Source organism: Enterobacter sp. SA187 (assembly GCF_001888805.2).
In the GTDB taxonomy this organism is placed as follows: Bacteria; Pseudomonadota; Gammaproteobacteria; order Enterobacterales; family Enterobacteriaceae; genus Enterobacter_D.
The window spans coordinates 3,751,917-3,778,127 of the sequence record NZ_CP019113.1; the positions used below are offsets into that span (position 1 = coordinate 3,751,917).

Sequence of the window (26,211 nt, forward strand, 5' to 3'; positions counted from 1 at the left end):
AAAGAGGAATGTTCTCATAATAGCGAGGGGGGCATGGAGCTTATCGGTAAAACAACAGGCATTTTACGCCCTATTTGAGGTGAACGCTCAGACAGGCGCAGGGTGGACAGTCGCAGAAACGGCCCACCCTGCTGATGGCCTTAGCCAGGCAGCCAGGCTTTCGCCCACTGGGTAACGTTATCGCTGTTCAGCGTCCAGTCGCGTCTGATTTCATCATACAGTTCACGTCCCATACGTTCACTGGCGCCTGCGTTATCCAGATGGAAACGAATCGCATCCACCCAGTCTTTATAACGGTTTTTCACCCGCGTGACCGAATTAATGGTCTGATAACAGGCCACGTCGCTGCAAATAACCGGAATGGCGCAGGCACCGTATTCCATCAGGCGCAGGTTACTTTTACAGGCGTTGAAGATGTTGTCTTCCACCGGAGCCAGCGCCAGATCGAGATTCAGCGACGCCAGCTTTTGGGGGTACATTTCAATATCAATACCTGAGTGGAATTCATGGATCCACGGCAGCAGTTTTGGCGGACACATGCCGAAGAAGACCCACTCCACTTCATCCGCAAAGGCTTTGATCACATCGGCGATCATTTCCAGATCGCCGGTATGGCTGGAGCCGCCCGCCCAGCCGACGCGCGGTTTTTTACCCTGCTGACGTAAGCTGGTTAACCCGCCCCACCAGTCTTCCGGCAGACGGTTATGCATCACCACAATATCCGGGTGCAGGTCGGAGAACGCTTCCGCCAGCGGCGCGGTAGAAACCACAAAGCGGTCCATATAGCTCAGGCTTTTGCGCAGCATCTTAATGACATCCACGCTGAATTCCGCGCGGTGCACGTTCTTTATGGGCAGGTTAGTCAGATAATCATCCAGCTCATACACCATAAACGTATTATCGATGCGGGAAACCCGCTTCGCCCAGGCATGAAATTCCGGGGTCAGCTGACGCTGGAAGATAATACTGTCCGGCTGGAAACGTTTCAGATACGGAATACTGAGGAAGGTTTCTGATAATTTTCCGTCGGCAATGGCGAGGCGCTCCATCGCCTCAAAGGGTTTGATGACGCGGTAATAACCACATCCGGCGTAATCCGCCATATGAGGGATCACCACCGGCAGCGGTTTCCAGGACAACGGACGCCAGCTCAGCAGGCTGTCAGGGCAGACCATAAACTGCTCGCTGCTGAGCGACAGGTTGGTGTTGTACGCCGGATCGCTGGCGATCTGCGGCTCCCAGCGTCTGAACATTTCATCTTCTGCCGTCTCTATCGCCTCCTGGCGTACCGCTTCATCCTTTTCACTCAGGGCCACTTTACTCGCCACCGAGCGGATCACAGTTGCCGACGGCGTCCAGACGGTCAGCCAGCCCTGAGCGCGGGCGCGCAGACATAAATCCACGTCCCAGAAGTCCTGAATAGTCTCATCCACGCCGGACAGCGTGTTAAAGACGTCGCGTTTAATAACCAGCAAATCGCCGGACACCGCGCTGTAGTTCTGATCGAAATGCAGGCGACCCATATGACCTTTATCGTCATTATTCGCCCCGAAGAAGGCTTCCCCTGCCACACCGTTTAAGCCCAGCACGTAACCGGCATGGCGCACGGTGCCGTCGCTGTACAACTGCTTGCCGCCGACGATCGCCACCTCCGGGCGCAGCGCGTGGTTAAGCAGTTTTGACAGCCAGTCTGGCTGGCTGATGATCACATCCGGGTGGAGGATGGTGAGATATTCCCCCTGCGCCAGGGTTGAAGCCTGATTGATGGTCGCCGCGCGGCTAAGCACCGCATCGGTGAGCGCGACCTTAATGCGCTGCGGATCGATTTCCGCCAGCGACGCCATCCACTGCTGCATCTCCAGCGGCGCGGCGCCATCGCCCACCACGATCAGCTCATAAGGCGACCAGGTTGTTTTTTCGATAAGCGAGGTTACGCAGGTGATCAAATTAGCCAGCACCCTGCCTGCCGGGATGATGATCGACACCAGCGGCGCAGTGGCGTGGACATAATCAATATGGCAATGACCATAAATATCGCGGGTCAGGCGCGCGTGGGGATAGCCACGGTTCGTCAGATGACGCAGCAGGATCTGATTTTCTTCTTTTACCGCAAGCGTGCGATCCGGAGTAATAAACAGTGGCTCGGCCAGGTGACCAATGGCCGAAAAACCATTGTTTTCAATCAGGCGCACCAGAATATCGAATTCAAAGGCAGCTCCGGCCTGCACATCAAATTTACCCACCTGGTTTACGATCTCGCCGCGCAGCAGCCAGCCGTACCCCATTACCGCAGGGTTGCTTAAAAACATATCCAGGCTGAAGTCCGGGCGGAAACGCGCGCCGATGGGCTGATCGTTAACGTAAAAGATTTCGTCGCCGCACACCGCCAGCAAGCCTGTGGCTTCAACCAGCGTGGTTGACAGAGAGATCAGGCCAGAAGGGGTAAAAGTGGTGCCCGCCAGCACCACCAGATGCCAGGCCTGCGGCGCGGCTGCCGCCCGTTCATTCATCACATTTACGATGCCTGAATCTGCGGGCAATGTCGTGACACCCTCCAGTTCGAGGTCGGTGATGACAACAGGCGTAATTATCAGCGAGGAAAAATAGCGGCTGTTCAACGAGGCCAGCGTGCTGTATATCGCCGTGGCGGTCGCCTGACGGCCATCAATCAGCAGGGTTAACTCTGCCGCTTCACGCCCTGCCAGATGATCGGCAATCAGCTGTTCCTGGGTTGCCGTCAGTTTTCTGACCGACATCCAGTGCTCGAACATGCTTTGTTTCAGGCCATCTTCCAGCTGTTGCTCAATATTTTCTACGCGTACGGCGGTCACATCATCCAGCGGCGCTACGCGGGCAAACCCAGGCGCAACGGTGTCGTCCGCGCCCCACCCTTTGAGGGTCAGGAGTTCCGGGAATCGTTTATGGGATTCTGCCGCCCTTTTATCCTTCATACGTCCCAGTTGGCTGACCTGTTGGTGCGAAACCCTGAAGCTCGACAGCGGCTCCACCAGATAGGCCAGATCGCTGTTGCGCAGAATTTTGGTGTACATCACCAGGTCGCCGAGAAAATACATCAGCTCGCCGTCAATGTTACACAGACGATCTTCATGGGCGATTAACGCCAGCAGATCTTCCCGGTAAAACAGCACCGTACTGGGTTCACCGATAAAGTTGACAATGCCCTTGTGCTGAAAACGGATCACATCGTTACCGTTCAGTACCGAATCGGCTTTTACCGGCGCGGCATTGGCTCTGTCGTCCACCATACGCTCGCCCTTGACATCAATACGATGACGGCGCGAGGTGGCAATGCGAATAGCTGGCGATTTTTCAATGGCGGCCACCAGCGCCGACACGCAGCCCGGCGCCAGCACATCGTCATCGAACAGATATTTAAGGTATTTCCCTTCCGCCATTTCGATGCACTGCTCATAGTTAAGCAGTTCACCGAGCGCCGGTTTATTGCGGATATAACGCAGCGGCACAGCGGTTTTTTTCTGCCACTTTTCGACAATGTCCTTGATCTCGTCAGTCGCGCAATCGTCGCTGACGATCACTTCGAAATTACTGTGATCCTGAGACAGCGCGCTGCAAAGCGCCTCTTCAAACCAGGCCGATTTATACGCGGGTATTACAATACTGACGAGAGCGGGCTGTGCCATGGATAATTTCCTGATGTGCTTCCAATACCAACCGTTAACCTAGCGCATTTACGTTTTTTCAATAGCGCTAAAAAGAGGGCAAACCGGGGGGATTTCTGCGGGTTTACGCTTATTCGGGCATAAAAAAACCCGGCAGCGCCGGGTTTTGTTTTTCTGCGTAAGAATTAACGCAGCAGGGACAGCATGGTCTGCGGAACCTGGTTGGCCTGAGCCAGTACAGAAGAACCAGCCTGCTGCAGGATCTGCGAACGGGACATGTTGGAAACTTCTGTCGCGTAATCGGAATCCTGAATACGGCTACGAGCAGAAGACAGGTTGCTCACGGTGTTGTTCAGGTTAGTGATGGTGGACTCGAAACGGTTCTGAGACGCACCCAGCAGGCTACGCTGAGAGTCAACAGATTTGATTGCCGCGTCGATGTCTGCCAGCGGAGTGGTACCAGAAGCTGCACCAGATGCGCCGCCAGTCACTTTACCTTTCAGTACGTCAAAGCCTACAGCTTCGGTGGTACGTGCGTTACCGTTAACAACGTCGGTACCGGAAACCATGGATTTGGTGTTCAGCACAGTACCGGAAGAACCAGCAGAAGCCAGGTTGAAGCTGTCGCTGGAGCTGATTTTGATGCCGATAGTTTCAGCGTCTTTGGAACCAACCTGGAAGTTGTAGGTGCTGGAGCTTGCACCGGTGTTCAGCACTTTGATGCCGTTGAAGTCGGTCTGCTTGGTTACGCGGTCAACTTCTTTCATACGTTCGTTAACTTCAGCCTGGATGGAGTCAACGTCGGATGCGGAGTTGGAGCTGTTCTGCGCCTGAACGGTCAGGTCACGGATACGCTGCAGGTTGTTGTTGATTTCGCTCAGCGCGCCTTCAGCAGTCTGCGACAGAGAAATACCGTCGTTCGCGTTACGGGCAGCAACGGTCAGGCCGTTGATGTTAGAGGTGAAGCGGTTTGCAATCGCCTGACCAGCAGCATCGTCTTTTGCGCTGTTGATACGCAGGCCAGAAGACAGACGTTCGATCGCGGAGCCCAGGGAAGACTGAGATTTAGTCAGGTTGTTCTGAGTCATCAGCGACAAGGTATTGGTGTTGATCACTGCCATGGTATTTATCCTTAATTAATAGTGTTAATGCTATTTCGGCATGTGCCCAACGGCCTCATCGCCTTCAATAATGTTATCGACACGTGATGCAGAAGCTTTAGCCTTTACGTCGATTTATTTTGATTATTTCTGCGCGTAAAAATAAAAAAAGCGCCGATAAACGGCGCTTTTTGCATAAAGCTAAATTGCGAATTAACGCAGCAGGGACAGCATGGTCTGCGGAACCTGGTTGGCCTGAGCCAGTACAGAAGAACCAGCCTGCTGCAGGATCTGCGCGCGGGACATGTTGGAAACTTCTGTTGCGTAATCGGAATCCTGAATACGGCTGCGAGCAGAAGACAGGTTGCTCACGGTGTTGTTCAGGTTAGTGATGGTGGACTCGAAACGGTTCTGAGACGCACCCAGCAGGCTGCGCTGAGAGTCAACAGATTTGATTGCCGCGTCGATGTCTGCCAGCGGGGTAGAGCCTGCTGCTGCGCCAGTTGCGCCGCCAGTCACTTTACCTTTCAGTACGTCAAAGCCTACAGCTTCGGTGGTACGTGCGTTACCGTTAACGGTATCGGTACCGGAAGCCATTGCTTTGGTGTTCAGCACAGTACCGGAAGAACCGGCTGCTGCCAGGTTGAAGCTGTCGCTGGAGCTGATTTTGATGCCGATAGTTTCAGCGTCTTTCGCGCCAACCTGGAAGTTGTAGGTGCTGGAGCTTGCGCCGGTGTTCAGCACTTTGATGCCGTTGAAGTCGGTCTGCTTGGTTACGCGGTCAACTTCTTTCATACGTTCGTTAACTTCAGCCTGGATGGAGTCAACGTCGGATGCGGAGTTGGAGCTGTTCTGCGCCTGAACGGTCAGGTCACGGATACGCTGCAGGTTGTTGTTGATTTCGCTCAGCGCGCCTTCAGCAGTCTGCGACAGAGAAATACCGTCGTTCGCGTTACGGGCAGCAACGGTCAGGCCGTTGATGTTAGAGGTGAAGCGGTTTGCAATCGCCTGACCAGCAGCATCATCTTTTGCGCTGTTGATACGCAGGCCAGAAGACAGACGTTCGATCGCGGAGCCCAGAGAAGACTGAGATTTAGTCAGGTTGTTCTGAGTCATCAGCGACAGGGTGTTAGTATTAATAACAGCCATGATGGTATTCCTTTGAAAAAGTTATCAGATTCAGGCTTCCGCCTACGGTTTTCTCACCGTCAACCTGATTATCGACAGCTCCTCCACAACCTTTAGAAAAAAAGATCATTTTTTTAAAGGCGCAAACTGCCGGTTAATGAGGGGCTTTATTCCGCCATTGTTTTTTCTAAAAGACTCTAATCTTTTCGCTGTCGCTGCCGATAGACCATCCAGTGATTGTCTAAATAAGAAAGGATGAATCAATGGCATCGATAAGCTCAATCGGCGCGGGTACCAACCTGAACCTGGATACTTTATATAGCAACCTGGAAACCGCCGAACAGACGAAGTTAAGCCCTATTACTTCTCAACAAACGTCTTTTAAAGCCAAACTGACCGCATGGAACGTGGTGCAAACTGCGCTGAATAAAGTACAGACCGCTTCCGATGCGCTGAAAAATACCTCTGCTATCGCCTCGGCCAAAGTGTCCAGCACTAATACCGCGTTCAGCGCCGTGCTGTCTAATAGTGCCTCTGCGGGGACGTACTCTGTAGAAGTGACCGCGCTGGCGGCGTCACAGTCGCTGCTCAGCCCGAAAGTGGCCAGTAAAGATACCGATCTGGGCGATTCCAGCCTCGCCTCACGCACCATTACCATCGCGCAGCCGGGCCAGAAAGATCCGCTGACGGTGACGCTCGCGGCGGATAAAACCAGCCTCGCGGATGTGCGTGATGCGATTAACGCTAAACAGGGCAGCGTCACCGCCAGCATCATTAAAGCGGACGACAACAGCTATTACCTGGCGCTGACCTCCCGTGACAGCGGCACGAAAAATGCCATGACCGTCACCACCAATGACAGCGAGCTGGCAAAATACATTGGTTATGACGCCACCGGCGCTAACCCAAGCAATATGACGCAACAGGTTGCCGCTGCCGACGCGAAAGTGAAGATCAATAACATTGAGATCACCCGCAGCAGCAACAGCATCACCGATGCGCCGGAAGGCGTGACGCTGAACCTGACGAAGCTCACTACCGGCACCCCGGAAACCCTGACGGTCGTTAAAGATAACGCCCCGATGACCGCAGCCATTAACGCCTTCGTTGATGCCTATAACTCGCTGCAAACCACTATCGGCAGCCAGACCAAATACACGGCGGTTGATAAAGGTACCGCTACCGGCCAGGACTCCAGCAACGGCGATCTGCTGGGCGACGGTACGCTGCGCAATATCCAGACGCGTCTGCGCTCCATGCTCTCCACGTCCCAGACTAACGACGGCACCCTCTCTGCCCTGTCGCAACTGGGGATCACCCAGGATATCAACGGCAAACTGACGGTCGACAGCACCAAGCTTGATAAAGCGCTGAACGAAAAACCGGCGGACGTGATCAGCTTCCTGTCCGGCGATGGCAAAACCACCGGCTTTGCCACCCAGACCAGCAGCCTGCTGAAAAGCATTCTCGGTACTGATGGCTCACTGAAAAATGCCACCGACGGTATCAACAAGTCGTTGAAACAGCTGGATGAGCAAAAAGAGCGTGTTACCGCGCAGATCACCGCCACCATGGCCCGTTACAAAACGCAGTTTACTGCACTGAGTCAAATGGTTTCCTCCCTGACCTCCACCGGCAACTATTTGACCCAGCAATTTAACGCGATGAATTCATAAGTTATTTATTGAGGTTTGCTATGTATACAAAATCGGGAATTCAGGCTTATGCAACGGTCGGCGTGGAAAGCGCCGTCCTGAGCGCCAGCCCCCATCAACTTGTGGTACTGCTGTTTGACGGCGCCTTAAGCGCCATGAAAAAGGCGGCCATTCTGATTGAGCAGGGAGATATTCCCGGTAAAGGACAAGCGCTGTCGAAAGCCATCAATATCATCACTAATGGTTTGCGCGCGGGACTTAACCACGATGTCGGTGGTGAGCTCTCCGCAAACCTGGACAGCCTGTATGACTACATGACACGACGTCTTTTACACGCCAATCTGCACAATGACGTCAGCGCCATTGAGGAAGTCACAATTTTGCTCAACAACATTGCGGACGCCTGGAAAGAAATTGGTCCCAATAATCCTAATGCGCGAGAGTCCTTCTAATGGAAGCACATGTCGGGTTGCTCCACCACTATCAGCAGTTACTAATCGCCAGTTGCAGTATGCTTACTCTCGCCAGAGAAGGCCGCTGGGACGATCTGATTGAACATGAACTTAACTACATTGCGGCAGTGGAAAGATTGACGCAGTTTCAGGATGCCGGAGAGGTGGCACCTGCCGTCCAGGCGCAGGTCCGTCCGCTGCTCCGGCAGATCCTTGATAATGAAGTCGAGTTGAAAACGTTATTACATCAGCGCATGGAAGAGCTGCGCACCCTGGTGGGACAAACCTCCCGCCAGCACAACCTGAATTCAGCATATGGACGTCTTTCCGGTAATATTCTGTTCCCGAGCGAGCTGTAAGTTCCGCTTCTGACCGGCGGGTGACGTTTTTTATAAACTGCGCCCGCGTCATTTTTTGATTTTCACCCATACTTCGTTGATCCCCACACCGGAGCATGGAAGATGAAAAACCCCACCTTATTGCAGTGCTTTCACTGGTATTACCCTGACGGCGGAAAACTCTGGCCGGAAATCGCCGAACGCGCTTCAGGTTTCAATGACATCGGTATCAATATGGTCTGGCTTCCCCCGGCGTCCAAAGGCGCATCGGGCGGCTTTTCCGTAGGTTATGACACTTACGATCTGTTCGATCTGGGCGAATTCGATCAGAAAGGCAGCGTCGCCACCAAATACGGCGATAAAGCCCAGCTACTGGCGGCCATTGCCGCGCTGCGGGAAAACGATATCGCGGTACTGCTGGACGTGGTGGTGAACCATAAAATGGGCGCTGACGAAAAAGAGTCCATTTGCGTCAACCGGGTCAACGAACACGACCGCACGCAGATTGATGACGCGGTGATTGAATGCGAAGCCTGGACGCGCTACAGCTTTCCGGTGCGTCAGGGCCAGTACTCGCGCTTTGTCTGGGACTACAAATGCTTCAGCGGCATCGACCATATTGAAAATCCTGACGAAGACGGCGTGTTTAAAATCGTCAATGACTATACCGGCGATGGCTGGAACCATCAGGTGGACGATGAACTGGGGAACTTCGACTACCTGATGGGCGCGAACATCGATTTCCGCAACACCGCGGTGGCGGAAGAGATCAAATACTGGGCGCGCTGGGTGATGGAGCAGACCGGCTGCCAGGGTTTCCGCCTCGATGCCGTGAAGCATATTCCCGCCTGGTTCTATAAAGAGTGGATCGAGCACGTTCAGGATGTCGCGCCTGAACCGCTGTTTATGGTGGCAGAATACTGGTCGCACGACGTCGATAAGCTGAAACAGTATATCGATCAGGTGGACGGTAAAACCATGCTGTTCGATGCCCCACTGCACATGAAATTCCACGAAGCCTCGCTCCAGGGCAGCCATTTCGACATGAGCCAGATTTTCACCGGCACGCTGGTGGAAGCCGATCCTTTCCATGCCGTGACGCTGGTCGCCAACCACGACACGCAGCCGCTACAGGCGCTGGAAGCCCCGGTGGAAGCCTGGTTTAAGCCCCTCGCCTACGCGCTGATCCTGCTGCGGGAAAACGGCGTGCCCTCGGTGTTCTATCCGGATCTGTTTGGCGCAAGTTATGACGATACCGGCGGTGACGGCGAGGTGCATCACGTGGATATGCCGATCATCCACCAGCTGGATCAGTTGATCCTCGCCCGTCAGCGCTTCGCCCACGGTGTGCAGACGCTCTGGTTCGATCATCCTAACTGCATCGCCTTCAGCCGCAGCGGTACGCTGGAGGAGCCAGGTTGCGTGGTGGTGCTCTCGAATGGTGATGACGGCGAAAAAACACTGAGTCTCGGGGATAACTACGGCAATAAAGTCTGGCGGGATTTTCTCGGCAACCGCGATGAAAGCGTCACCACCAACGCCCTGGGCGAAGGCACCTTCACCTGTAACGGCGGCAGCGTCAGCGTGTGGGTAATAGAAGAGGCTGCGTAAAACAACGGGCAGCGCGGGGAACGCCCGCACTGCCCTGTCAGTCAGGGTAACGGCGACGGCAGCGGATTTTTCGCCAGCGCCTCGGCGCATTCGCTGGTCGGGCGTTCGACGCGTTTAAGCGTCATGCCCGCATACTCCAGCTGGTTGCCTTCCCGCTCCACACCATAAATTTCCAGCTTACGGGTGACGTTTTTCAGATCGTCGCCGCTCAGCATCAGTTTACCCGGTACGGCAATCACCCGCTGCCACTGGCGGCAGTCCAGCGTATCGCCATCCTGGGTGACGATCAGGCTGGCCATCGCCTCCGGGCTGACCAGCGCGCTCTGTGGGCCGTTTGACTGCCAGTAACCGGCAAGCCCCGCCGGTGCGGGATGTTTTACCACCGCCTGATAATCTTCCACTTGCGCACAGCCAGCCAGCGCCAGCAATGCGCCAAGAATTGCTACTTTTTTCATCTGTTATCCTGCTCATGAAGAAAAAAAACAGTGTGGCATTAAAGCGTTGCCCCTGCCAGCCTTTCACCGATACGGCATAAAATTGATCTCTGCCAGATAAAAGGGTCTTTCTGCTTTGCAAACCCGCGCACGCGTGTAGTATCGCCTCTTCTTTTAAAACCTTCTGAGTTCAGAGGTCATTAATACAATGTCGTGGCAACAGTTCAAACAGGCCTGGTTAATCAAATTCTGGGCCCCCGCCCCTGCCGTTATCGCCGCAGGGATCCTCTCCACCTACTATTTTGGCATTACCGGCACCTTCTGGGCGGTCACCGGCGAATTCACCCGCTGGGGCGGTCAGCTGTTACAGCTGATGGGCGTACATGCCGAAGAGTGGGGTTACTACAAATTGATCCATCTGGAAGGGACACCGCTGACGCGTATCGACGGCATGATGATCATCGGCATGTTCGGCGGCTGCTTTGCCGCCGCGCTGTGGGCGAACAACGTTAAGCTGCGTATGCCGCGTAACCGCATCCGTATCGCGCAGGCCATTGTCGGCGGCATTATTGCCGGTTTCGGCGCGCGGCTGGCGATGGGCTGTAATCTGGCGGCTTTCTTCACCGGCATTCCGCAGTTCTCCCTGCACGCCTGGTTCTTCGCGCTGGCGACCGCTGTCGGCACCTGGTTTGGCGCGCGCGTCACCCTGCTGCCGGTCTTCCGCATCCCGGTAAAAATGCAGAAAGTCTCCAGCGCCTCGCCGTTAACCCAGAAACCCGAGCAGGCGCGGCGTCGTTTTCGTCTTGGCATGCTGGTGTTTGTCGGCATGATCGGCTGGGCCTTGCTGACGGCGATGGATAAGCCAAAGCTGGGTCTCGCCATGCTGTTCGGCGTCGGCTTTGGCTTACTGATCGAGCGGGCGCAGATCTGCTTTACCTCGGCGTTCCGCGATATGTGGATCACCGGCCGCACCCATCTGGCAAAAGCCATTGTGCTGGGGATGGCGGTCAGCGCCATCGGCATCTACAGCTACACGCAACTGGGCGTCGAGCCGAAAATTATGTGGGCTGGTCCGAATGCGGTACTGGGCGGTCTGCTGTTCGGCTTTGGCATTGTGCTGGCGGGCGGCTGTGAAACCGGCTGGATGTACCGCGCGGTGGAAGGCCAGGTGCACTACTGGTGGGTGGGGGTTGGCAACGTGATCGGCTCCACGCTACTGGCGTATTTCTGGGACGACCTGTCCGCGCCGCTGGCGACAAGCTGGGATAAGATCAACCTGCTTAACACCTTTGGTCCGCTGGGCGGGCTGCTGGTCACTTACGCCATGCTGCTGGCGGCGTTCCTGCTGATGGTGGCCTGGGAAAAACAGTTCTTCAAACGGGCGGCGCGCGTCGCCATTAAGGAGCCAGCATGAAAGCTATCGTGCCTGATTATCGTCTCGATATGGTGGGCGAACCCTGCCCCTACCCGGCTGTCGCCACGCTGGAGGCGATGCCGCAGCTGAAAAAAGGCGAAATTCTGGAAGTGGTCAGCGACTGCCCGCAGTCGATCAATAACATTCCGCTGGATGCGCAAAACCACGGCTATACCGTGCTGGACATTCAGCAGGACGGGCCAACCATTCGCTATCTGATCCAGAAATAGGGTTAAGTCTCCCTCCGCCTGACGGGAGGCGTTTTTCCACTACAGACGGCTGAGATTGTCATCAATGCTGGCCTGAATATCCCGGAGCGTCTGAGGCGTTATCTCCCGCGCGAAACGGGCCTTCGCCCTGGCGGTGAAACCGCTGGCCACGTCAGCAAATCGGGTAATGAGCGCGCTGATTTGCTCAGCCGTTAATTCCGCCTCCTGCATACCCAGACGTTCGATCTGCTCGCGACGGATTGCCAGCGCCTCGCCCAGCACATCCATCTGATGATAGCCGCCGGGGCCGTCGCACCAGGTAACGTCATAAGCGGGAGCGAGCGTCCATTTTCCGGAGGCTGACATCAGATAAGCAAAGTTCTTCGGATGATCGTCACGGTTATGAAAGATGATATTGAACAGGGCGCGTTCAAAAGCCCGCTGTTTTTCCCGCACATCGTTCGTACAAACTTGCGTGGCGCGCAGAAAGTTCACATAGTCCATCGATCCGGCAAGCTGGTAATTCGCGCCAGTAAAAGCCGCCAGGCTTTGCATCGGCACACGCATACCGTTGTGGCGATCAAAGCGTCGGCTGCCAAAGGCCGCCTGCCCGCCCGGAAGGGAAAAATATTCGGTATCAGGGGTGTCGATGCCGCATTCGCGCAGGCATTCGGCATAGAGCATTTCGATGGCGCACACTTCCGGATGTTCACTGCGGGCCGGGAATTTGATCAGCCAGGGTTGCAGACCGTCCTGTTGCGCCGTGGTGAAAAGGCCGCTGGCGGCATTACGGTAGACCAGAGCTTTGGGTCGTGCGCCGTGGGGCGAGCCGCCCACTTGCAGCAGACGGGCCAGAAACTCCCCGCCTTCGCCGTCCAGCACGTCCTGCACTTCACTGGCAAGCTGCGCCAGCGGAATATCCACATCCGCCGATGTGGCCTCCGCCTGATGAGGCACAAAAGACATTGCACCCATGGCGTTATCACCAATCCAGGTCAGCCGCTCCAGCGGCCCAATGCGCGCGGCATTCAAACCGCGCTGCCTGAACAGACGATCCATCAGCAACATGCCCCAGCCATCCGGCAGTGAATCATAAACCGGGCCGGGTAATCCCAGTTGATGTGCAGGAAAGCCCTGCCGCAGCCGTTCGCCCTTAAGAGGCAAGGTCCAGGCCGACAGCTCAAGGCCGCGTGTCAGCGCCGCCTGACTGTATTCGAAAAAGATCACCGGACGGGCGCTCAGCGCCGTCGTGGTCGCCAGCGTCCCCCACAGCCAGCGTTCACCCCAGCCTTCATAGTAAACATCCACACGATCAGGCATGGTCGTTCCTCTTTTTGATGCGCTGGCGGCTGGTGCTTTCTTCGTAACGGCGTAAATCGTCCAGCGTGGTAAGCTGCGGTTTGAAAAGTTCTTCCAGCTCTTTACCCCGGCCAAGCACCATCGCGATACGCACCACGCTTTCAAAGGCGATATTACGCCCTGCTTCCATATTAGAAACCGTGTTGACGCTCACGCCTGCCCTGCCAGCCAGTTCGGCCTGGGTCATTTGTTGCGCGATACGCATTTGCCGTAAGCGCTCGCAGAGCAACTTAACGATCTCGTCGGGTTTGCTGAAGGTAAAGTCAATCATGTTATCGGTTACCGCCTGAGGTTGCGCTTAACTGAAAACATTATAGGAAATGAGCGGGAGGAGAGGTAGGAAATAATACCCAATAAAAAAGATTTACAGGCATAATACGCCTGTAAACCCCAATAAATAAGAATTATAAAAGCGGTGAACTACACCTGCATCGACATCACGTCCTGATAGGCGGCAACCAGTTTGTTACGCACCTGAATGCCCATTTGCAGGGACACGGACGATTTTTGCAGATCGGTCATCACGTCGTTCAGCGCCACGCCGGGTTCACCGAGGGTGAATTTCTCAGCCTGGGTGCGCGCCGCGTTTTGCGTATCGCTGATGCGATCCAGTGCCGCATGCAGCTGTCCGGCGAAGCTCACCGTCGGTTCGCTTTGCATACTTTGATTCTTCGCGATCCCCGCCGTTGCCTGCAACTGGCTGATGACCCCTTCAATACCCTGTACTGACATGGTTTTACCCCACATGATTTGATACCAGGTAAGACTAACAGCTTGTCAATAAGATAAAGGCGGCAAATAGCGATAAAAAACCAGGTTATTTGACCCATAGAAAATTCCGAATCATCAAATAATGACTCCGCCATCAACATGGAACTTTTGTCGTGTTTGCCGACCCGGGAGTCTGTTTTGCTTCATTACACGAATAACGCCGTCCGCCCAGAGTTAAGAGGTGCGCAATGAGTGCGACTGCAACGACTGCATCACAAAATAAATCTCTCGAGTGGATGAACCGCCTGCGCGCGAACCCCAAAATCCCTTTAATGGTGGCGGGCGCTGCGGCTGTGGCCATCATCGTCGCCATGGTGCTGTGGGCGAAACAGCCGGATTACCGCACGCTGTACAGCAACTTATCCGATCAGGATGGGGGCGCGATCGTCACCCAACTGACGCAAATGAACATCCCCTATCGCTTCTCTGAAACCGGCGGTGCGCTGGAAGTCCCCGCGGACAAAGTGCATGAACTGCGCCTGCGCCTGGCTCAGCAGGGCCTGCCGAAAGGCGGCGCGGTCGGTTTTGAACTGCTCGATCAGGAAAAATTCGGCATCAGCCAGTTCAGCGAGCAGGTGAACTACCAGCGCGCGCTGGAAGGCGAGCTGGCGCGGACTATCGAAACCCTCGGTCCGGTCAAAGTCGCCCGTGTGCATCTGGCGATGCCGAAACCGTCGCTGTTCGTGCGCGAGCAAAAATCCCCGTCCGCTTCCGTGACCGTGAATCTCGAACCGGGCCGCGCGATGGACGAAGGTCAGATCAGCGCCGTGGTGCATCTGGTCTCCAGCGCCGTCGCCGGACTGCCGCCGGGCAACGTCACCCTGGTGGATCAGGCCGGCCATCTGCTGACGCAATCCAACACCAGCGGTCGTGATCTGAATGATGCCCAGCTGAAATACGCCGGTGATGTCGAAGGCCGCATTCAGCGCCGCATCGAAGCTATCCTCTCGCCGATCGTGGGTAATGGTAACGTCCATGCTCAGGTTACCGCGCAGATTGATTTTGCCAATAAAGAGCAGACGGAAGAAAACTACCGTCCGAACGGCGACGCGGCGCAGGCCGTACTGCGTTCCCGTCAGATCAATGAAACCGAACAGTCCGGCGGCAGCGCCGGTGGCGTGCCGGGCGCGCTCTCAAACCAGCCTGCCCCGGCCAATACCGCACCGATCACCACGCCTGCGGCGAATAATCAGCAGAACGGTCAGCAGAATCAGAACGCGCAGCAGACCTCCACGGCAGCCAGCAGCGGCCCGCGTAACAGCTCGCGTAATGAAACCACGAACTACGAAGTGGATCGTACTATCCGCCACACCAAGATGAACGTCGGCGATGTCCAGCGTCTGTCGGTGGCTGTTGTCGTGAACTATCGCCAGCTGGCCGACGGCAAACCGCTGCCGCTGACTGCCGATCAGTTAAAACAGATTGAGAACCTGACCCGCGAAGCCATGGGCTACTCGGAAACCCGTGGCGACAGCCTGAACGTGGTCAACTCCCAGTTCAATGCCACCGATGATGGCCTGGCGGAACCGCCGTTCTGGAAGCAGCCATGGTTTATCGACCAGATGCTGTCTGCCGGTCGCTGGTTACTGGTGCTGATTGTGGCGTGGATCCTGTGGCGTAAAGCGATTCGTCCGCAGCTGACCCGCCGCGCAGAAGAAGTGAAAGCAGCCCAGGAAGCGACGCAGAATCGTCAGGAAATCGAAGAATCAGTTGAAGTACGCCTGAGCAAAGATGAGCAGATCCAGCAGCGCCGCGCTAACCAGCGCATGGGCGTGGAAGTCCTCAGTCAGCGTATTCGCGAAATGTCAGATAACGATCCGCGCGTCGTGGCGCTGGTCATTCGCCAGTGGATGAGTAACGAAGAACATGAGTAACCTTACCGGAACTGAGAAAAGCGTCATTCTGTTGATGACGATTGGCGAAGACCGCGCGGCGGAGGTGTTCAAGCACCTCTCCACCCGTGAGGTGCAACATCTGAGTACCGCCATGGCGGGTGTGCGTCAGATCTCCAACAAACAGCTGACCGATGTGTTACAGGAGTTTGAGCAGGAAGCCGAGCAGTTTGCGGCGCTCAACATCAACGCCAACGATTATCTGCGTTCCGTGCTGATCAAGGCGCTGGGCGAAGAGCGTGCTTCCAGCCTGCTGGAAGATATTCTCGAAACCCGCGACACCTCCAGCGGTATCGAAACGCTCAACTTTATGGAGCCGCAGACCGCCGCCGACCTTATCCGCGACGAGCATCCGCAGATCATCGCCACCATCCTGGTGCACCTCAAACGCGGCCAGGCAGCGGATATTCTGGCGCTGTTCGACGAGCGTATGCGTCACGATGTGATGCTGCGTATTGCCACCTTCGGCGGTGTCCAGCCAGCCGCGCTGGCAGAACTGACGGAAGTGCTCAACAGCCTGCTCGACGGCCAGAACCTCAAGCGCAGCAAAATGGGCGGCGTGAGAACGGCGGCCGAAATTATCAACCTGATGAAAACGCAGCAGGAAGAAGCGGTTATTACCGCGGTGCGCGAATTTGACGGCGAGCTGGCGCAGAAAATTATCGACGAGATGTTCCTGTTCGAAAACCTGGCGGAAGTGGACGATCGCAGCATCCAGCGCCTGTTGCAGGAAGTGGATTCCGAGTCGCTGCTGATCGCCCTGAAAGGTGCCGAACAGCCGCTGCGCGAGAAATTCCTGCGCAACATGTCGCAACGTGCGGCAGATATTCTGCGCGACGACCTCGCCAACCGTGGTCCGGTGCGTCTGTCTCAGGTGGAAAACGAACAGAAAGCCATCCTGCTTATTGTGCGTCGTCTGGCGGAAACCGGCGAGATGGTAATTGGCAGCGGCGAGGATACCTATGTCTAACGAACTGCCATGGAAAGTCTGGAAGCCGGAAGATCTGGCGATGCCGTTATCCGAATTCGTGCCCGCCACCGTGCGTGCTGACGCGAAAGAGGATGACGAGGACGTCGTCGAAGAAGAGATCTCCGAGGAGCAGAAACGTCAGCAACAGCTGGCGCAGATGCAGATGCAGGCCCATGAGCAGGGATATAACGCCGGTCTGGCAGAAGGCCGCAAGATCGGTCAGGAACAAGGTTATAAAGAAGGCCTCGCCCAGGGCCAGGAGCAGGGACTGGCGCAGGCCCATCAGCAACAGGCCCCGCTGCATGCCCGCATGCAGCAACTGGTCAGCGAATTCCAGTACACCCTTGATGCGCTCGACAGTGTGATCGCCTCCCGTCTGATGCAGATGGCGCTGGAAGCCGCGCGTCAGGTGATCGGCCAGACCGCCTGTGTGGATAACAACGCGCTGATCAAACAGATCCAGACGCTGTTGCAGCAGGAGCCGCTGTTCAGCGGTAAACCACAGCTGCGCGTGCACCCGGATGATTTACAGCGTGTTGAAGAGATGCTGGGCGCCACGCTCAACCTGCACGGCTGGCGTTTGCGCGCCGATCCGACCCTGCACCCTGGCGGCTGCAAAGTCTCTGCCGATGAGGGCGATCTGGATGCCAGCGTGGCGACGCGCTGGCAGGAACTGTGCCGCCTTGCGGCGCCGGGAGTTGTCTGATGACCGCACGCCTGACCCGCTGGCTGAACACGCTGGATAATTTTGAAAGCAAAATGGCGCAACTGCCTGGCGTGCGCCGTTATGGTCGTCTGACCCGCGCCACCGGTCTGGTGCTGGAAGCCACCGGCCTGCAACTGCCGCTGGGCGCGACCTGCATTATTGAGCGTCAGGACGGGAACGAAACCCGCGAAGTGGAAAGCGAAGTGGTCGGTTTTAACGGCCAGCGCCTGTTCCTGATGCCGCTGGAAGAAGTTGAAGGCATCCTGCCCGGCGCCCGCGTGTATGCGCGTAACGCCAGCGGCGATGGCCTGCACAGTGGTAAACAGTTACCCCTCGGCCCGGCGCTGCTCGGGCGCGTGCTGGACGGCAGCGGTAAACCGCTTGACGGTCTGCCCGCCCCGGACACCACCGAAACCGGCGCGCTGATCACCCAGCCGTTCAACCCGCTGCAACGTACCGCTATTGAACACGTACTGGATACCGGCGTGCGCCCGATCAACGCCCTGTTAACCGTGGGCCGTGGTCAGCGTATGGGGCTGTTTGCCGGTTCCGGCGTGGGTAAATCCGTGCTGCTCGGCATGATGGCCCGTTATACCCAGGCCGATGTGATCGTCGTCGGGCTTATCGGCGAACGTGGTCGCGAAGTGAAAGATTTTATCGAGAACATTCTCGGTGCCGACGGTCGTGCGCGTTCGGTAGTGATCGCCGCCCCCGCTGACGTCTCTCCCCTTTTGCGTATGCAGGGGGCAGCCTATGCCACGCGCATTGCGGAAGATTTCCGCGATCGCGGTCAGCATGTGCTGCTGATTATGGATTCCCTGACCCGTTACGCCATGGCGCAGCGTGAGATCGCGCTGGCGATTGGCGAGCCGCCCGCCACCAAAGGCTATCCGCCGTCGGTGTTTGCCAAACTTCCGGCGCTGGTGGAACGCGCGGGTAACGGCATCCACGGCGGCGGCTCGGTCACGGCCTTTTATACCGTATTGACCGAGGGCGACGATCAGCAGGATCCGATCGCCGACTCGGCGCGCGCCATCCTTGACGGCCATATCGTGCTGTCGCGCCGTCTGGCGGAAGCGGGCCACTATCCGGCCATTGATATTGAAGCCTCCATCAGCCGTGCCATGACCGCGCTGATTTCTGAACAGCATTACGCCAAAGTGCGCACCTTTAAACAGTTACTGTCGAGCTTCCAGCGTAACCGCGATCTGGTCAGCGTGGGGGCCTATGCGCGCGGCAGCGATCCGATGCTGGATAAAGCCATCGCCCTGTGGCCGCAGCTTGAAGCTTTCCTGCAACAGGGCATTTTTGAACGTGCCGGCTGGGAAGATTCGATTCAGGCGCTGGATCTGATTTTCCCGTCAGCATAAGCAACGTGAGGTTCCTTTATGACGCAACATAGCGCATTAGCGACGCTAAAGGATCTGGCAGAAAAAGAAGTCGAGGACGCCGCCATTACCCTCGGGGATATGCGTCGCGCCTGCCAGCAGGCGGAAGAGCAGCTCAACATGCTGATGGATTACCAGAACGAGTACCGTAATAACCTCAACGTTGACATGACCCAGGGCATCGGCAGTCAGCGCTGGCAGAACTACCAGCAGTTTATTTCGACATTAGAAAAAGCCATCGAACAGCACCGTCTCCAGCTGACGCAGTGGGCCAATAAAGTGGATCAGGCGTTAACCTGCTGGCGTGAAAAAAAACAGCGGTTGCAGGCGTGGCAAACCTTACAGGATCGGCAATCCGCTTCAGCATTGCTGGCGGAAAACCGGCTTGACCAGAAAAAAATGGACGAGTTTGCGCAGCGCGCATCATTGAGGAAAATTGAATGATCTCTTTGCCAAAACTGGTAATGACCGATGCAGAAGCCCCGACTTCCGGGCTGATGACCGGGAAAGCGGACACTGGCGCGCAGGATTTTATGGCGCTGCTGACCGGCGCAATTTCCGGCACGCCGGTTGAGGGTGAAGGCGCGTCACTGTCGCTGGCTGATTTACAGTCAGCGGGCGCGACGCTTCAGAAAGGTTTGCTGAGTAAGGACACCGGCGAGGCGGATCTGCGCACTCCGGCGGCTAAGCTTGCGGATATTCTGGCGCGTCAGACGGTGCAGGAAGAGGCGCTGACAGAAGACGCCTCGCAGGCGCAGGGCGTGACGCCGCTGCTGACCAGCGGCCTGAAATCCGACAGCCTGGCGCTGCTCAATAAAACCGTGAAAGCCGACGACATAGAGACGGCGGATCTTAGCGAAGAAGAGATCGCCAGCCTTAGCGCACTGCTGGCGATGCTGCCTCATCAGCAAAATGCCCAGGCCGCCGCACCTGTTACCACAACCGGCACCGCCGCTTCCGCCGCCGTGACGACCACTGCCGGCAGCCGCACGCTGAACCTGGCCGCCGCCGATCCCCGTGGCAACGCGTTAACCGACACGGCGGATGCCGCAGCCGGTCAACCCTCCCATAAAGACGCGGGCGCGGCGCTGAACGCACAATTGCCAGGCGCTGACAGCGCGCAGCAAGCCGCCGCCCCGGTAGCCGCTAACGCCGCCAAAGCCGATGCGCAGGCGGCGATCCATGCCGTGAATACTACGGTCAGCGCTGCTCCGGCCGTCAGCACCGCCGCGCCAGCGCAGGCCAGCCTGCCGGTTGCCGCTCCGGTGATCAGCGCGCCGCTCGGCAGCAGCGAGTGGCAGCAGACCATCAGCCAGAACATCACGCTCTTTACCCGTCAGGGCAAACAGAGCGCTGAACTGCGTCTGCATCCGGAAGATCTGGGCCAGGTGCAGATCAACCTGAAGCTGGATGATAACCAGGCTCAGATTCAGATGATGTCGCCGCACAGCCATGTGCGCGCGGCGCTGGAAGCTGCATTGCCGACGCTGCGCACCAGCCTTGCGGAAAGCGGCATTCAGCTGGGTCAGAGCAGCATCAGCAGCGAAAGCTTTACCGGTCAGCAGCAATCGTCTTCCCAACAGCAGGCGTCCCGCGGCAGCAATCGCGGTGATTTCGGCGCTGAAGATGATGACGCTCTGGTGGTGCCTGCCAGCCTGCAATCCGCCGCGCGCGGCACGGGTTCGGTAGACATCTTTGCCTAAACGCAAAAGGTAGCGTGATTATCTCCGTCTTTTCCACCCTTTGACGGACGGCAGACACGGGATAATCACTCTATCAGCAGTACCGAAACAGGAAGCTTGTAACAGATGACTGACTCCGCCATTCCCAAAAAAAGTAAGCGTGGGATCTGGATCCCGCTGTTGGTGTTAATCACCCTCGCTGCGTGCGCCACCGCTGGATACAGCTACTGGCGTATGCAACAGCATCCGGCAGACGCCAGCGTAAAAGCAGAATTACCGCCGCCTCCGGCACCGGTCTTCTTTGCTCTCGATACCTTTACCGTGAACCTGGGCGACGCCGATCGGGTGTTGTACGTGGGGATCACCCTGCGTCTGAAAGATGACGCGACCCGTACCCGTTTGAGCGAATATCTTCCGGAAGTGCGTAGCCGCTTACTGTTACTTTTCTCGCGCCAGGATGCGTCACAACTGGCGACCGCAGAAGGCAAGCAGAAACTCGTGGACGCGATTAAAGATACGCTCTCTTCGCCGTTAGTCGCCGGGCAACCGAAGCAGGAAGTGACTGACGTTCTTTATACAGCTTTCATTTTGCGGTAAAGACATGGGCGACAGTATTCTCTCTCAGGCTGAAATCGATGCGCTGCTCAACGGCGACAGCGATAGTAACGATGCTCCAAAACCCGGTGAGGGTTTTGAGAGCGAAATTCGCCCTTATGATCCCAACACTCAGCGTCGCGTGGTGCGAGAGCGTTTACAGGCGCTGGAGATCATTAACGAACGTTTTGCGCGTCAGTTCCGTATGGGGCTGTTTAACCTGTTACGTCGTAGCCCGGATATTACCGTCGGCGCGATCCGTATTCAGCCGTATCACGAGTTTGCGCGTAACCTGCCGGTACCGACAAACCTTAACCTGATCCACCTGAAACCGTTACGCGGCACCGGGCTGTTTGTGTTTTCCCCAAGCCTGGTGTTTATCGCCGTGGATAACCTGTTTGGTGGCGATGGCCGCTTCCCGACGAAAGTGGAAGGCCGTGAATTTACCCATACCGAGCAGCGCGTGATCAACCGCATGCTGAAGCTGGCGCTGGAAGGCTACAGCGATGCATGGAAAGCGATCCACCCGCTGGACGTGGAATATGTGCGTTCGGAGATGCAGGTTAAATTTACCAACATCACCACGTCGCCGAACGATATTGTCGTCAATACCCCTTTCCACGTGGAAATCGGTAACCTGACGGGCGAGTTTAATATCTGTCTGCCCTTCAGCATGATTGAGCCGCTGCGTGAAACCCTGGTTAACCCGCCGCTGGAGAACTCCCGCAACGAGGACCAGAACTGGCGCGATAACCTGGTACGTCAGGTTCAGCACTCTGAGCTGGAGCTGATCGCAAACTTCGGCGATGTACCCCTGCGTCTGTCGCAGATCCTGAAACTGCAACCCGGTGACGTGTTGCCGATCGAAAAACCCGATCGCATCATTGCCCATGTGGACGGTGTGCCTGTGCTCACCAGCCAGTACGGCACGATTAACGGCCAGTACGCCCTGCGTGTAGAGCATTTGATCAACCCGATCTTGAATTCGCTGAATGAGGAACAGCCCAAATGAGTGACATGAACAATCCGTCCGATGAAAACAACGAAGCAATGGACGATATCTGGGCTGATGCGTTAAACGAACAGAAAACCACCACCAGCAGCAAAAGCTCCGCTGATGCGGTGTTCCAGCAGTTTGGCGGCGGCGATGTCAGCGGCACACTGCAGGACATCGATCTGATTATGGATATTCCGGTCAAGCTGACCGTGGAGCTGGGCCGTACCCGCATGACCATCAAAGAGCTGCTGCGTCTGACGCAGGGTTCCGTGGTGGCGCTGGAAGGTCTGGCCGGTGAGCCGCTGGATATTCTGATCAACGGTTATCTGATCGCACAGGGCGAAGTTGTGGTGGTGGCGGATAAATACGGCGTGCGTATTACCGACATCATTACCCCGTCTGAGCGTATGCGTCGCCTGAGCCGCTGAGTATGAAAACCCAGGCAACCGTTGCCCATCCTTCTGCCGTACCCGGTTCGCCGCTGCTACAGGTCAGCGGCGCACTGCTGGGCATTATTGCCCTGATCCTGGTGGCGGCATGGGTGGCGAAACGCGTGGGCTTTGCCGGTAAAACCGCCAGCGCGCGCGGCCTGAAGGTCAGCGCCAGCACCACGGTCGGCCCGCGCGAGCGCGTGGTGATCGTCGACGTGGAAGACGCCCGTCTGGTGCTGGGTATTACCGCGTCAAACATTTCCCTGTTGCACACCCTGCCGCCCGCCCAGCCGGAGCCGGAAGGTCTGAAAGAGAACACCCCGGATTTCCAGGCCGTGTTGAAGAATTTGCTCAAGCGTTCCGGGAGATCCTGATGCGCCCTTTGTTATCCCTTGCGCTGGCTGGCTTAATGCTGATTGCGCCCTCTGCGTTTGCCCAGCTGCCGGGTCTGATCAGCCAGCCGCTTGCCGGTGGCGGCCAGAGCTGGTCGCTGCCGGTGCAGACGCTGGTGTTTATCACCTCGCTCACCTTCCTGCCTGCCATTCTGCTGATGATGACCAGCTTTACGCGCATCATCATTGTGTTCGGCCTGCTGCGTAACGCGCTGGGTACGCCCTCCGCGCCGCCAAACCAGGTGTTGCTGGGTCTGGCGCTGTTTCTGACCTTTTTCATTATGTCCCCGGTGATCGACAAGATTTATACCGAGGCGTACCAGCCGTTTTCCGAGAGCAAAATCTCCGTCGACGTGGCGCTGGAAAAAGGCGCGCAGCCGTTAAAAGAATTTATGATGCGGCAGACCCGCGAAGCGGATCTGGCCCTGTTTGCCCGGCTGGGGAATACCGGCCCGTTACAGGGCCCGGAAGCGGTGCCGATGCGTATTCTGTTGCCGGCTTATGTCACCAGTGAACTGAAAACCGCTTTCCAGATCGGCTTTACCATTTTCATTCCGTTTTTGATTATCGATCTGGTTATTGCCAGCGTCCTGATGGCGCTCGGCATGATGATGGTGCCCCCGGCGACCATTGCGTTACCCTTCAAGCTGATGCTGTTCGTGCTGGTTGACGGCTGGCAGCTGCTGGTGGGATCGCTGGCCCAGAGCTTCTACAGTTAAGGAATGGCACTATGACGCCTGAATCGGTCATGATGATGGGCACCGAGGCGATGAAAATCGCCCTTGCCCTGGCTGCGCCGCTGCTGCTGGTTTCGCTGGTTACCGGTCTTGTGATCAGCATTTTGCAGGCGGCAACGCAGATTAACGAAATGACGCTGTCGTTCATTCCAAAAATCATCGCGGTGGTGGTGGCTATCGTGGTGGCCGGGCCGTGGATGCTGAATTTACTGCTCGACTATATGCGCGGTCTGTTTAATAACATCCCGTACATCATCGGATAACGCCTGAGATGCTGCACGTCACCAGCGACCAGTGGCTGCACTGGCTAAGTATGTATTTCTGGCCGCTGCTGCGCGTGCTGGCGCTGATCTCAACAGCCCCTATTCTGAGCGAACGCACTGTGCCCAAGCGCGTTAAGCTGGGCCTGGGGCTGGTGATCACCTTTGTGATCGCCCCCTCGCTGCCCGCGAACGACGTCACCATCTTCTCCGCCAATGCCCTATGGCTGGCGCTACAGCAGATTTTAATCGGCATTGCGCTCGGTTTTACCATGCAGTTCGCGTTTGCCGCTATCCGCACCGCAGGGGAGCTTATCGGCCTGCAAATGGGTCTGTCCTTCGCCACCTTCTTTGATCCCGCCAGCAACCTGAATATGCCGGTGCTGGCGCGCTTTATGGATCTGCTGGCGCTGCTGCTGTTTCTGACCTTTGACGGTCATCTGTGGCTGATTTCGATGCTGGTGGATACCTTCCATACGCTGCCGGTGGGCAACAACCCCATTAATACCAACGCGTTTCTTGCGCTGGCACGGGCTGGCGGCCTCATTTTTATCAATGGTCTGATGCTGGCGCTGCCGGTTATCACCATGCTGCTGACGCTCAATATGTCCCTTGGCCTGCTGAACCGTATGGCGCCGCAGCTTTCTGTTTTCTCTATTGGTTTTCCCATCACGCTCAGCGTCGGCATTCTGCTGATGGCTTTACTGATGCCCCTTATCGCGCCCTTCTGCGAACATTTATTCAGCGAAATCTTCAATCTGCTGGCGGATATTGTTGGCGAGCTGCCGCAAAATACTAATCCATAACGTTAGTGCAGTTTTCCTGAGGTTATTCCTAAAAATTTATTGCAGGCACATCTACCAGGATATAACTGGCGCGGCTTATTTGTTTTTACCCTCTTCACATAACTAAACATTTACTTTACTTTAAGATGATTCCTGGCAAATTATACGTAACTTTACGGGATAGTAAGTTCGCCTGAAAGTCTTGTGTTGCTCAAACGCTTTTTAGATTATTTTCATCCGGTTGGCTGATCGTACAGCATTCAGGCAGGGGTGAATTATCGTTACGCATTGAGTGAGGGTATGCCATGTCAACGATTATTATGGATTTATGCAGTTATACCAGGTTGGGATTAACCGGATACCTGACAAGCCGGGGAGTAAAAAAGCGAGAAATCAATGATGTACAGACAGTGGATGAGCTTGGATCTGCCTGCGAGGCGCTAAAACCCGCAGTGGTATTTATTAATGAAGACTGCTTTATTCATGACCAGGAACTGAGCCTGCAAATTAAGCAAATCATTAATCAGTATCCGAAAACAATGTTTATCGTGTTTATGGCAATTGCTAATATCCACTTTGATGAATACCTGCTGGTACGCAAAAACTTATTAATTAGTTCAAAATCGATTAAGCCTGAATCTCTGGACGACATCCTCGGTGGTTGTCTGAATACGGAGTCAAAGGGCACGGGTTCCATTAATCTCCCTACACTCTCTTTAAGCCGTACTGAATCCAGTATGCTGAAAATGTGGATGTCCGGGCAGGGAACCATTCAAATATCAGATCAAATGAATATTAAAGCGAAAACGGTATCATCACATAAGGGTAATATTAAAAGAAAAATAAAAACGCATAATAAGCAAGTGATCTATCACGTGGTGCGTCTCACCGATAATGTGACCAACGGTATTTTCGTTAACATGCGGTGAGAGGGTAAGCGGGCGCTCCCCTCCCCCGCCGGAGGGTTTACTGTTCCTGCTTCTCAACAAATATCCCGTCCGGATGCCCGAGTTCATTAAAGAACCAGATGCCTAACGGGTAGTCCTCAAGGGATACCAGATACATGGTGCCCTCACTGAACGGCTCGATGGCCAGAACCACTCCCGGACGGCGAGGACCCCCGTCCGTTTTCACCGTAACCTTATCGTTTACCTTCATTTTCATCCTCCTGAATGCATTTTTGCCAGTGTAGATCAAATCCGCTGTTCTGACAGTGTTCATCTGCCTTATTGCTGCTTTTCTCCACCGTCTATACTTAGGCTGTC

At 55.9% G+C, this 26,211-nt stretch carries 28 protein-coding genes; 20 read left to right on the forward strand and 8 right to left on the reverse strand.

The features are described 5' to 3' along the window. Window positions 1–140: 140 nt before the first annotated feature. The 3 genes from BMF08_RS18065 to BMF08_RS18075 form a co-directional block, all read right to left on the reverse strand. The gene (locus BMF08_RS18065; protein ID WP_072568909.1) at window positions 141–3,662 is read right to left on the reverse strand and encodes a glycosyltransferase; all 3,522 of its coding nucleotides are present in this window, start codon (window positions 3,660–3,662) and stop codon (window positions 141–143) included. Window positions 3,663–3,826: 164 nt separating this feature from the next. After that, complete coding sequence (locus tag BMF08_RS18070) at window positions 3,827–4,762, reverse strand: flagellin N-terminal helical domain-containing protein (RefSeq protein ID WP_072568910.1); 936 nt, start codon at window positions 4,760–4,762, stop codon at window positions 3,827–3,829. Between the two features lie 192 nt (window positions 4,763–4,954). Then, window positions 4,955–5,890 carry a flagellin N-terminal helical domain-containing protein gene (locus BMF08_RS18075; RefSeq protein WP_072568911.1) on the reverse strand — a complete coding sequence of 312 codons (936 nt, stop codon included), beginning with the start codon at window positions 5,888–5,890 and terminating at the stop codon, window positions 4,955–4,957. Between the two features lie 242 nt (window positions 5,891–6,132). Between BMF08_RS18075 and fliD the strand changes: the two genes are divergently transcribed. The 4 genes from fliD (at window position 6,133) to amyA (ending at window position 9,925) form a co-directional block, all read left to right on the forward strand. Then, complete coding sequence (gene fliD / locus BMF08_RS18080) at window positions 6,133–7,545, forward strand: flagellar filament capping protein FliD (protein WP_072568912.1); 1,413 nt, start codon at window positions 6,133–6,135, stop codon at window positions 7,543–7,545. A gap of 20 nt (window positions 7,546–7,565) precedes the next feature. Next, the gene (fliS, locus tag BMF08_RS18085) at window positions 7,566–7,976 is read left to right on the forward strand and encodes a flagellar export chaperone FliS (protein ID WP_072568913.1); all 411 of its coding nucleotides are present in this window, start codon (window positions 7,566–7,568) and stop codon (window positions 7,974–7,976) included. Next, window positions 7,976–8,335 (forward strand): flagella biosynthesis regulatory protein FliT, encoded by a 360-nt coding sequence (fliT, locus tag BMF08_RS18090; protein ID WP_072568914.1) that lies wholly within the window; start codon window positions 7,976–7,978, stop codon window positions 8,333–8,335. Before fliS ends, fliT begins: the two co-directional genes overlap by 1 nt. Before the next feature lie 102 nt (window positions 8,336–8,437). Continuing rightward, window positions 8,438–9,925, forward strand: a complete 1,488-nt coding sequence (amyA, locus tag BMF08_RS18095) for an alpha-amylase (RefSeq protein WP_072568915.1) — start codon at window positions 8,438–8,440, stop codon at window positions 9,923–9,925. A 41-nt stretch (window positions 9,926–9,966) separates the two neighbouring features. Here the strand turns inward: amyA and yedD are convergent, their stop codons facing one another. Then, entirely contained in the window at window positions 9,967–10,380 is a 414-nt protein-coding gene (yedD, locus tag BMF08_RS18100) for a lipoprotein YedD (RefSeq protein WP_072568916.1), read from the reverse strand. A gap of 187 nt (window positions 10,381–10,567) precedes the next feature. Here yedD and yedE point away from each other — a divergent pair, with 187 nt between their 5' ends. Continuing rightward, on the forward strand, window positions 10,568–11,773 hold the full coding sequence (gene yedE, locus BMF08_RS18105) for a selenium metabolism membrane protein YedE/FdhT (protein WP_072568917.1): 1,206 nt from the start codon (window positions 10,568–10,570) through the stop codon (window positions 11,771–11,773). Then, on the forward strand, window positions 11,770–12,003 hold the full coding sequence (yedF, locus tag BMF08_RS18110) for a sulfurtransferase-like selenium metabolism protein YedF (RefSeq protein ID WP_072568918.1): 234 nt from the start codon (window positions 11,770–11,772) through the stop codon (window positions 12,001–12,003). Before yedE ends, yedF begins: the two co-directional genes overlap by 4 nt. A 39-nt stretch (window positions 12,004–12,042) precedes the next feature. On the opposite strand, the gene BMF08_RS18115 is transcribed toward yedF, so the two are convergent. The 3 genes from BMF08_RS18115 to fliE form a co-directional block, all read right to left on the reverse strand. After that, window positions 12,043–13,302, reverse strand: a complete 1,260-nt coding sequence (locus BMF08_RS18115; RefSeq protein WP_072568919.1) for a type II toxin-antitoxin system HipA family toxin — start codon at window positions 13,300–13,302, stop codon at window positions 12,043–12,045. Then, complete coding sequence (locus tag BMF08_RS18120; protein ID WP_072568920.1) at window positions 13,295–13,612, reverse strand: helix-turn-helix domain-containing protein; 318 nt, start codon at window positions 13,610–13,612, stop codon at window positions 13,295–13,297. Before BMF08_RS18120 ends, BMF08_RS18115 begins: the two co-directional genes overlap by 8 nt. 149 nt (window positions 13,613–13,761) lie before the next feature. Then, window positions 13,762–14,073, reverse strand: coding sequence for a flagellar hook-basal body complex protein FliE (gene fliE, locus BMF08_RS18125; protein WP_072569474.1), 312 nt, complete (start codon window positions 14,071–14,073; stop codon window positions 13,762–13,764). Between the two features lie 227 nt (window positions 14,074–14,300). On the opposite strand from fliE, the gene fliF reads away from it, so the two are divergent. From fliF to rcsA, 14 genes are all read left to right on the forward strand, one after another. After that, window positions 14,301–15,986: a flagellar basal-body MS-ring/collar protein FliF gene (gene fliF, locus BMF08_RS18130; protein WP_072568921.1), complete on the forward strand. Its 1,686-nt coding sequence runs from the start codon at window positions 14,301–14,303 to the stop codon at window positions 15,984–15,986. Beyond that, window positions 15,979–16,974, forward strand: a complete 996-nt coding sequence (gene fliG, locus BMF08_RS18135) for a flagellar motor switch protein FliG (protein ID WP_072568922.1) — start codon at window positions 15,979–15,981, stop codon at window positions 16,972–16,974. Before fliF ends, fliG begins: the two co-directional genes overlap by 8 nt. After that, on the forward strand, window positions 16,967–17,680 hold the full coding sequence (fliH, locus tag BMF08_RS18140; RefSeq protein WP_072568923.1) for a flagellar assembly protein FliH: 714 nt from the start codon (window positions 16,967–16,969) through the stop codon (window positions 17,678–17,680). Before fliG ends, fliH begins: the two co-directional genes overlap by 8 nt. Further along, entirely contained in the window at window positions 17,680–19,050 is a 1,371-nt protein-coding gene (gene fliI / locus BMF08_RS18145) for a flagellar protein export ATPase FliI (protein ID WP_072568924.1), read from the forward strand. Before fliH ends, fliI begins: the two co-directional genes overlap by 1 nt. Before the next feature lie 18 nt (window positions 19,051–19,068). Beyond that, the gene (fliJ, locus tag BMF08_RS18150; protein WP_072568925.1) at window positions 19,069–19,512 is read left to right on the forward strand and encodes a flagellar export protein FliJ; all 444 of its coding nucleotides are present in this window, start codon (window positions 19,069–19,071) and stop codon (window positions 19,510–19,512) included. Next, a complete protein-coding gene (gene fliK, locus BMF08_RS18155; protein WP_072568926.1) occupies window positions 19,509–20,771 on the forward strand; it encodes a flagellar hook length control protein FliK in 1,263 nt (420 codons plus the stop codon). Before fliJ ends, fliK begins: the two co-directional genes overlap by 4 nt. Before the next feature lie 105 nt (window positions 20,772–20,876). Beyond that, window positions 20,877–21,347, forward strand: coding sequence for a flagellar basal body-associated protein FliL (gene fliL, locus BMF08_RS18160; protein WP_072568927.1), 471 nt, complete (start codon window positions 20,877–20,879; stop codon window positions 21,345–21,347). Between the two features lie 4 nt (window positions 21,348–21,351). Further along, window positions 21,352–22,356, forward strand: coding sequence for a flagellar motor switch protein FliM (gene fliM / locus BMF08_RS18165; RefSeq protein WP_072568928.1), 1,005 nt, complete (start codon window positions 21,352–21,354; stop codon window positions 22,354–22,356). Next, entirely contained in the window at window positions 22,353–22,769 is a 417-nt protein-coding gene (gene fliN / locus BMF08_RS18170) for a flagellar motor switch protein FliN (RefSeq protein WP_072568929.1), read from the forward strand. Before fliM ends, fliN begins: the two co-directional genes overlap by 4 nt. Window positions 22,770–22,771: 2 nt before the next feature. After that, complete coding sequence (gene fliO / locus BMF08_RS18175; RefSeq protein ID WP_072568930.1) at window positions 22,772–23,146, forward strand: flagellar biosynthetic protein FliO; 375 nt, start codon at window positions 22,772–22,774, stop codon at window positions 23,144–23,146. Continuing rightward, complete coding sequence (fliP, locus tag BMF08_RS18180; RefSeq protein WP_072568931.1) at window positions 23,146–23,883, forward strand: flagellar type III secretion system pore protein FliP; 738 nt, start codon at window positions 23,146–23,148, stop codon at window positions 23,881–23,883. The genes fliO and fliP overlap by 1 nt, the downstream gene beginning before the upstream one ends. Before the next feature lie 11 nt (window positions 23,884–23,894). Continuing rightward, complete coding sequence (gene fliQ / locus BMF08_RS18185) at window positions 23,895–24,164, forward strand: flagellar biosynthesis protein FliQ (RefSeq protein ID WP_072568932.1); 270 nt, start codon at window positions 23,895–23,897, stop codon at window positions 24,162–24,164. Between the two features lie 8 nt (window positions 24,165–24,172). Beyond that, a complete protein-coding gene (fliR, locus tag BMF08_RS18190; RefSeq protein ID WP_072568933.1) occupies window positions 24,173–24,967 on the forward strand; it encodes a flagellar biosynthetic protein FliR in 795 nt (264 codons plus the stop codon). Between the two features lie 284 nt (window positions 24,968–25,251). Then, the gene (gene rcsA / locus BMF08_RS18195; RefSeq protein ID WP_072568934.1) at window positions 25,252–25,875 is read left to right on the forward strand and encodes a transcriptional regulator RcsA; all 624 of its coding nucleotides are present in this window, start codon (window positions 25,252–25,254) and stop codon (window positions 25,873–25,875) included. 37 nt (window positions 25,876–25,912) lie between these two features. Here rcsA and dsrB read toward each other — a convergent pair whose 3' ends face one another. After that, window positions 25,913–26,104, reverse strand: a complete 192-nt coding sequence (dsrB, locus tag BMF08_RS18200; protein WP_199775934.1) for a protein DsrB — start codon at window positions 26,102–26,104, stop codon at window positions 25,913–25,915. Between the last annotated feature and the right edge of the window lie 107 nt (window positions 26,105–26,211).

What these genes read in the sequence shown, in the direction of transcription:
- fliP (WP_072568931.1), top strand. Translation starts at nt 23,146, where the DNA reads ATGCGCCCTTTGTTATCCCTTGCGCTGGCTGGCTTAATGCTGATTGCG.
- BMF08_RS18115 (WP_072568919.1), bottom strand. Translation starts at nt 13,302, where the DNA reads ATGCCTGATCGTGTGGATGTTTACTATGAAGGCTGGGGTGAACGCTGG.
- amyA (WP_072568915.1), top strand. Translation starts at nt 8,438, where the DNA reads ATGAAAAACCCCACCTTATTGCAGTGCTTTCACTGGTATTACCCTGAC.
- fliJ (WP_072568925.1), top strand. Translation starts at nt 19,069, where the DNA reads ATGACGCAACATAGCGCATTAGCGACGCTAAAGGATCTGGCAGAAAAA.
- fliK (WP_072568926.1), top strand. Translation starts at nt 19,509, where the DNA reads ATGATCTCTTTGCCAAAACTGGTAATGACCGATGCAGAAGCCCCGACT.
- fliN (WP_072568929.1), top strand. Translation starts at nt 22,353, where the DNA reads ATGAGTGACATGAACAATCCGTCCGATGAAAACAACGAAGCAATGGAC.
- fliS (WP_072568913.1), top strand. Translation starts at nt 7,566, where the DNA reads ATGTATACAAAATCGGGAATTCAGGCTTATGCAACGGTCGGCGTGGAA.
- fliI (WP_072568924.1), top strand. Translation starts at nt 17,680, where the DNA reads ATGACCGCACGCCTGACCCGCTGGCTGAACACGCTGGATAATTTTGAA.
- rcsA (WP_072568934.1), top strand. Translation starts at nt 25,252, where the DNA reads ATGTCAACGATTATTATGGATTTATGCAGTTATACCAGGTTGGGATTA.
- BMF08_RS18120 (WP_072568920.1), bottom strand. Translation starts at nt 13,612, where the DNA reads ATGATTGACTTTACCTTCAGCAAACCCGACGAGATCGTTAAGTTGCTC.
- yedD (WP_072568916.1), bottom strand. Translation starts at nt 10,380, where the DNA reads ATGAAAAAAGTAGCAATTCTTGGCGCATTGCTGGCGCTGGCTGGCTGT.
- fliH (WP_072568923.1), top strand. Translation starts at nt 16,967, where the DNA reads ATGTCTAACGAACTGCCATGGAAAGTCTGGAAGCCGGAAGATCTGGCG.
- fliL (WP_072568927.1), top strand. Translation starts at nt 20,877, where the DNA reads ATGACTGACTCCGCCATTCCCAAAAAAAGTAAGCGTGGGATCTGGATC.
- fliG (WP_072568922.1), top strand. Translation starts at nt 15,979, where the DNA reads ATGAGTAACCTTACCGGAACTGAGAAAAGCGTCATTCTGTTGATGACG.
- dsrB (WP_199775934.1), bottom strand. Translation starts at nt 26,104, where the DNA reads ATGAAGGTAAACGATAAGGTTACGGTGAAAACGGACGGGGGTCCTCGC.
- fliR (WP_072568933.1), top strand. Translation starts at nt 24,173, where the DNA reads ATGCTGCACGTCACCAGCGACCAGTGGCTGCACTGGCTAAGTATGTAT.
- fliE (WP_072569474.1), bottom strand. Translation starts at nt 14,073, where the DNA reads ATGTCAGTACAGGGTATTGAAGGGGTCATCAGCCAGTTGCAGGCAACG.
- fliF (WP_072568921.1), top strand. Translation starts at nt 14,301, where the DNA reads ATGAGTGCGACTGCAACGACTGCATCACAAAATAAATCTCTCGAGTGG.
- BMF08_RS18075 (WP_072568911.1), bottom strand. Translation starts at nt 5,890, where the DNA reads ATGGCTGTTATTAATACTAACACCCTGTCGCTGATGACTCAGAACAAC.
- fliM (WP_072568928.1), top strand. Translation starts at nt 21,352, where the DNA reads ATGGGCGACAGTATTCTCTCTCAGGCTGAAATCGATGCGCTGCTCAAC.
- BMF08_RS18065 (WP_072568909.1), bottom strand. Translation starts at nt 3,662, where the DNA reads ATGGCACAGCCCGCTCTCGTCAGTATTGTAATACCCGCGTATAAATCG.
- yedE (WP_072568917.1), top strand. Translation starts at nt 10,568, where the DNA reads ATGTCGTGGCAACAGTTCAAACAGGCCTGGTTAATCAAATTCTGGGCC.
- fliD (WP_072568912.1), top strand. Translation starts at nt 6,133, where the DNA reads ATGGCATCGATAAGCTCAATCGGCGCGGGTACCAACCTGAACCTGGAT.
- BMF08_RS18070 (WP_072568910.1), bottom strand. Translation starts at nt 4,762, where the DNA reads ATGGCAGTGATCAACACCAATACCTTGTCGCTGATGACTCAGAACAAC.
- fliQ (WP_072568932.1), top strand. Translation starts at nt 23,895, where the DNA reads ATGACGCCTGAATCGGTCATGATGATGGGCACCGAGGCGATGAAAATC.
- fliO (WP_072568930.1), top strand. Translation starts at nt 22,772, where the DNA reads ATGAAAACCCAGGCAACCGTTGCCCATCCTTCTGCCGTACCCGGTTCG.
- yedF (WP_072568918.1), top strand. Translation starts at nt 11,770, where the DNA reads ATGAAAGCTATCGTGCCTGATTATCGTCTCGATATGGTGGGCGAACCC.
- fliT (WP_072568914.1), top strand. Translation starts at nt 7,976, where the DNA reads ATGGAAGCACATGTCGGGTTGCTCCACCACTATCAGCAGTTACTAATC.